The following is a 5,747-nucleotide window of genomic DNA, read 5'->3' on the forward strand; positions in this document are numbered from 1 at the left end:
TGCGCTGCTCGTAGGCGTAGGCCAGTTCGATCAGGCGGGGCTCGCTCCAGGCCGTGCCCATGAACAGCAGGCCCAGCGGCAGGCCGTCCACGTGCGCCATCGGCACGCTCAGGCTGGGGTAGCCGGCTACCGCGGCGGCGCTGTAGCTCTCGCCGGGGAAATCGTCGCCCGCGCCGGCCCGGATTGGCCAGGCGACGCCGGTGGTGGGGGCGATCAGTGCGTCCAGCCGCTGCGCGCGCAGCGCGGCGTCGATGCCGTCCGGTCCGGCCAGGCGCCGTGCCTGACTGCGCGCGGCGATGTAGGTCGGGTCGCCCAGTCCGCCCACCGCGGCGGCCTGGTCCATCAGGTCCTGGCCGAACGGGAGCAGCTCCTTGTCGGCGTGCTCACGGTTCCAGGCGATCACCTGGTCCAGGCTGCGCACCGGCGCGTTGTAGCGGGTCAGGTAGCGCTGCAGGCCGGCCTTGAACTCATGCAGCAGCACGATGCGCTCGGCCTCCTGCCACTGGCCCTGGGTGGGCAGCTGCACCGGCACCACCACGGCACCGGCCTCGCGCAGCACGCCGATCGCGTGCTGCAGCGCCGGGGCGATTCCCGGGCGCTGGTCCAGCGGGCCCTGCAGCACCCCGATGCGCGCACCGCGCAGGCTGTCGGCGTTCAATCGGGCGGTGTAGTCGTAGACCGCGCGTCCGGGCATGGTCGCGGTTGCCGGGTCGGCGTCGTCGCGGCCGGCCATGGCGGTCAGCAGGGCCGCGGCGTCGGCGACGCTGCGCGTCATCGGCCCGGCGGTGTCCTGGCTGAAGGAGATCGGGATGATGCCCTCACGGCTGATCAGCCCGACGGTAGGCTTGAGGCCGACCACACCGTTGATCGCCGCCGGGCAGACGATGCTGCCGTCGGTTTCGGTGCCCACGGCGGCGGCCGCCAGGTTGGCCGCCACCGCCACCGCGCTGCCGCTGCTGGAGCCGCACGGGTTGTGGCTGAGCCGGTAGGGATTGCGGGTCTGGCCGCCGCGCGCGCTCCAGCCGGAAATCGACTGGCTGGAGCGGAAATTGGCCCACTCGCTGAGGTTGGTCTTGCCCAGCACCACCGCGCCGGCCGCGCGCAGGCGGGTGACCAGGAAGGCGTCGTCGGGGCGGAATTTCGCCAGCGCCAGTGAGCCGGCGCTGTTGCTCATCGGGCGCGCGCCGATGTTGTCCTTGAGCAGCACGGGGATGCCGTGCAGCGGACCGCGCAGTTGCCCGCGCCGGCGTTCGGCATCCAGGGCAGCGGCGTCCTTGAGGGCGTCGGGATTGAGCTCGATCACCGCGTGGAGGCGCGGGCCGGCGCGGTCAAGGCGGGCGATCCGTTCCAGGTAGGCGCGGGTCAGGGTGACGCTGTCCAGGGCACCGGCGGTCATCTGCGCCTGCAGATCGGCGATGTCGGTCTCGGCGTAGGCGAAGGGGATGTCGGGGGGCGGCACGGCAGGGGCCGCGTGCGCTTCGCTGGCATGGACCGGGGCGGGCGCAGGCGCGCAGCCGCACAGCGACACGAGCATCACCATCGATGTCAGCGGCAGACGCATCAGGGTGTTCCGGAAACCGGCGCTCAGGCTAACCAGCCGGTGCCACGCTTGGCAACTCAGTGCGGGGCGGTCGGCGTGGGATGACGCTTGCGGATATCGCGGGCGAGCACGCCGACCACGATCAGGTTGATCACCAGCACCGACCACGAGGCCCAGCCAGGGTGGCGGATGATGGCGTAGATATCGAACGGCAGGTAGATGCCGGCAGTGACGCAGCCCAGCCAGGAGGCCCAGGCCTTGGCGCGCCAGAGGCCCCAGGCCTCGAAAAGATGCAGCACCCCGTAGGCCAGCATGGCCACCGCGGCCAGGTGCACCGCATCGGGATTGATCATGTTGAGCAGCGAGGGCAGGGTGCCGTGATCCGGGTCCAGGCTGAAGCGCCGGATCAGGGCATTGACCGCGTCGCGCAGTGGCTGCGGGCCGAGTACTTCCAGCCCGGTTGCCGCCAACAGCGCCAGGACCGCCTTGCTGGCTTCCAGCAAGGCGATCAGGTGCAACCCCGGATGCTTGTGAGGATCCGGGTTGTAGGGCTTGTCGGTCACGACAGGGTCCTATCAGCCGCCGCGCGATGCCTTCTTGCGGTCGCTTTCGGTCAGGCCCTTCTTGCGCAGGCGGATTTCCTTCGGGGTGATCTCGACCAGCTCGTCGTCTTCGATGAAGTCCAGGGCCTGTTCCAGCGAGTACTTGATCGCCGGGGTCAGCTGGATCGCATCGTCCTTGCCCGAAGCGCGCATGTTGGTCAGCGGCTTGGTCTTGATGGCGTTGACGGTCAGGTCGTTGTCCTTGGAGTGGATGCCGACCAGCTGGCCTTCATACACGTTGTCGCCTTCAGCAGCGAACAGCTTGCCGCGTTCCTGCAGCGGCCCCAGGGAGTACGCCGGGGTGGCACCCGGAGCGTTGGCGATCATCACGCCGTTCTGGCGCTTGGCGATGGCGCCCTGTTCCTTCGGACCGTAATGGTCGAACACGTGGAACAGCAGGCCCGAACCCTGGGTCAGGGTCTTGAACTCGTTCTGGAAACCGATCAGGCCACGGGCCGGGATCTGGTATTCCAAGCGCACGCGGCCCTTGCCGTCCGGCTCCATGTTCTTCAGCTGGCCCTTGCGGGTGCCCAGCTTTTCCATCACGCCGCCCTGGTGCTGTTCTTCGATGTCCACCACCAACTGCTCGATCGGCTCCATGGCCTGGCCGTCGATGTGCTTGATGATCACTTCCGGGCGCGACACGGCCAGCTCGTAGCCTTCACGACGCATGTTTTCGATCAGCACCGACAGGTGCAGTTCGCCACGGCCGGAGACCAGGAACTTGTCGGCGTCTTCCAGCTGCTCGACCTTCAGGGCCACGTTGTGGACCTGCTCGCGGTCCAGACGGTCCTTGATCTGGCGGCTGGTCAGGAACTTGCCACCGGACAGGTCCTTGTTGCCGGCGAACGGCGAGTTGTTGACCTGGAAGGTCATCGAGATGGTCGGCTCGTCGACGGTCAGGGCCGGCAGCGCTTCCGGGGTGTCCGGGTGGCACAGGGTGTCGGAGATGGTCAGCTCGGCGATGCCGGAGATGGCCACGATGTCACCGGCTTCGGCGGTGTCCTGCTCGATGCGCTCCAGGCCCAGGAAGCCCAGCACCTGCGCGACCTTGCCGTTGCGCTTCTTGCCTTCACGGTCGATGACCGCGACCTGCATGTTCTTCTTCAGGGTACCGCGCTGGATGCGACCGATGCCGATCACGCCCACGAAGTTGTTGTAGTCCAGCTGGCTGATGCGCATCTGGAACGGACCGTCCGGGTCCACTTCCGGCTTCGGCGCGTGCTGCATGATCGCTTCGTACAGCGGGGTCATGTCGCCGTCGCGCACGGTGTCTTCCAGGCCGGCGTAGCCGTTCAGGGCCGAGGCGTAGACGATCGGGAAGTCGAGCTGTTCATTGGTGGCGCCGAGCTTGTCGAACAGGTCGAAGACCTGGTCGATCACCCAATCCGGACGCGAGCCCGGGCGGTCGACCTTGTTGACCACGACGATCGGCTTGAAGCCCATCGCGAAGGCCTTCTGGGTGACGAAGCGGGTCTGCGGCATCGGGCCGTCCATCGCGTCGACGAGGATCAGCACGGTGTCCACCATGGACAGCACGCGCTCCACTTCGCCGCCGAAGTCGGCGTGTCCCGGGGTGTCGACGATGTTGATCCGGTTCTTGATACCGGTCTTCTTGTCTTCCCAGGTGATGGCCGTGTTCTTGGCCAGGATGGTGATGCCGCGTTCCTTTTCCTGGTCATTGCTGTCCATCACGCGCTCGGCGAGCACGGTGCGCTCGGAGAGGGTGCCGGACTGCTTGAGCAGCTGGTCGACGAGGGTGGTCTTACCGTGGTCGACGTGGGCGACGATGGCGATGTTGCGAAGATTTTCGATAGACATGCGAAAGGGGGCCAGTCGGCGCCGGATTTGGAAAAAGAAGTCCAACATTATACGGCCAAGATGACCAATCGCGAAAAGTGCGTTTCAGGGTGCCCCGCATCCCCATTCAGCTAACGACCTTCGCGGGCCGGACCTGCCACGTCCGATCGTGTGGAAGCCGTGCCACGGCGGGCGGCCGTTGGCAGGCCCGGAGGGAAAGCCCCCTGAGTCAGGGGGCGGCCGCGAAGCGGCGGGGGTATGGACGATGGTAAACGGGGCCTGCGGTTTGCGCAGCGAACCGTGGGGCGGCAGCGCGAATGCGATGACGCGAGGTGTATCCTATGGGGCTAACGACAAACCCCCGTACCCCAAGGATTTGCATGTCCCTCATCGCCACTTTCGACACCACCCAGGGCCCGATCAAGGTCGAGCTGTTCGCCGACAAGGCCCCGCTGACGGTTGCCAACTTCGTCAACCTGGTCAAGCGCGGCTTCTATGACGGCCTGGTCTTCCACCGCGTGATCCCGGACTTCATGATCCAGGGCGGCTGCCCGAAGGGTCAGGGCACCGGCGGTCCGGGTTACAAGTTTGAAGACGAGAAGAACGGCGTGCGCCATCAGGTGGGCTCGCTGTCGATGGCCAATGCCGGTCCGAACACCAACGGCAGCCAGTTCTTCATCACCCACATCAAGACTGACTGGCTGGACGGCAAGCACACCGTGTTCGGCCAGGTCCTGGACGGCCAGGCCATCGTTGACTCGGTCAAGCAGGGCGACGTGATCCATTCGATCACCCTGGAAGGCGACACCGACGCCGTGCTGGCCGCCCAGGCCGAGCGCGTGGCCGAGTGGAACAAGCTGATCCCGGCCTGATCCCGAAAAACACGAACGGCCCCCTGCAAAGGGGGCCGTTTCTACGTTCCGGCCGCCCCGCCAGGCCTGTCCCCGCCCGTGCGGCCTTCTTCCACCGCTACTCAGCCGGCCAGCGGCCGGCACTACTCAGCCGGCCAGCGGCCGGCACTACAGCCGGCCAGCGGCCGGCACTACAGCCGGCCAGCGGCCGGTACCACGCTTCTTAGCAGAGGAAATCCCCATGAAAGCACCTGTTCGTGTTGCCGTGACCGGCGCCGCCGGCCAGATCGGCTACGCCCTGCTGTTCCGCATCGCCTCCGGCGAAATGCTGGGCAAGGACCAGCCGGTCATCCTGCAGCTGCTCGAGCTGCCGGTGGACAAGGCCCAGGCCGCGCTGCGCGGCGTGATGATGGAACTGGAAGACTGCGCGTTCCCGCTGCTGGCCGGCATGGTCGGCACCGATGACGCCGAAGTGGCCTTCAAGGATGCCGACATCGCCCTGCTGGTCGGCGCGCGTCCGCGCGGCCCGGGCATGGAGCGCAAGGACCTGCTGCTGGAAAACGCCAAGATCTTCACCGCGCAGGGCGCGGCGCTGAACAAGGTCGCCAGCCGCAACGTGAAGGTGCTGGTGGTCGGCAACCCGGCCAACACCAACGCCTACATCGCCATGAAGTCGGCGCCGGACCTGAACCCGCGCAACTTCACCGCCATGCTGCGCCTGGACCACAACCGCGCGCTGAGCCAGCTGTCGTCCAAGCTGGGCAAGTCGGTTGGTGGCATCGAGAAGCTGGTCGTGTGGGGCAACCACAGCCCGACCATGTACCCGGACTACCGTTTCGCCACCGCCGATGGTGCGTCGGTTGCCGATGCGATCAACGACCAGGAATGGAACGCCGGCACCTTCATCCCGACCGTGGGCAAGCGCGGCGCGGCGATCATCGAAGCCCGTGGCTC

The 5,747-nt window shown here is 67.1% G+C and carries 5 protein-coding genes; 2 read left to right on the forward strand and 3 right to left on the reverse strand.

The features are described from left to right. The 3 genes from DBR34_RS12920 to typA form a co-directional block, all read right to left on the reverse strand. Nucleotides 1–1,561, reverse strand: a 1,561-nt coding sequence (locus DBR34_RS12920) for an amidase (RefSeq protein ID WP_128097097.1), incomplete at its 3' end; no start/stop codon positions are given. Between the two features lie 56 nt (nt 1,562–1,617). Next, complete coding sequence (locus tag DBR34_RS12925; RefSeq protein ID WP_128097089.1) at nt 1,618–2,103, reverse strand: DUF2127 domain-containing protein; 486 nt, start codon at nt 2,101–2,103, stop codon at nt 1,618–1,620. A gap of 12 nt (nt 2,104–2,115) precedes the next feature. Further along, nucleotides 2,116–3,963 carry a translational GTPase TypA gene (gene typA / locus DBR34_RS12930; protein WP_128097090.1) on the reverse strand — a complete coding sequence of 616 codons (1,848 nt, stop codon included), beginning with the start codon at nt 3,961–3,963 and terminating at the stop codon, nt 2,116–2,118. 359 nt (nt 3,964–4,322) lie between these two features. On the opposite strand from typA, the gene DBR34_RS12935 reads away from it, so the two are divergent. Together DBR34_RS12935 and DBR34_RS12940 are read left to right on the forward strand one after the other, a co-directional pair. After that, nucleotides 4,323–4,814, forward strand: a complete 492-nt coding sequence (locus DBR34_RS12935; RefSeq protein WP_038690243.1) for a peptidylprolyl isomerase — start codon at nt 4,323–4,325, stop codon at nt 4,812–4,814. A gap of 220 nt (nt 4,815–5,034) precedes the next feature. Further along, nucleotides 5,035–5,747 (forward strand): malate dehydrogenase (locus tag DBR34_RS12940; RefSeq protein WP_258223897.1); only part of this gene is annotated, 713 nt, incomplete at its 3' end.

The organism is Stenotrophomonas sp. HMWF003 (genome assembly GCF_003061285.1).
Lineage (GTDB): Bacteria > Pseudomonadota > Gammaproteobacteria > Xanthomonadales > Xanthomonadaceae > Stenotrophomonas > Stenotrophomonas maltophilia_AP.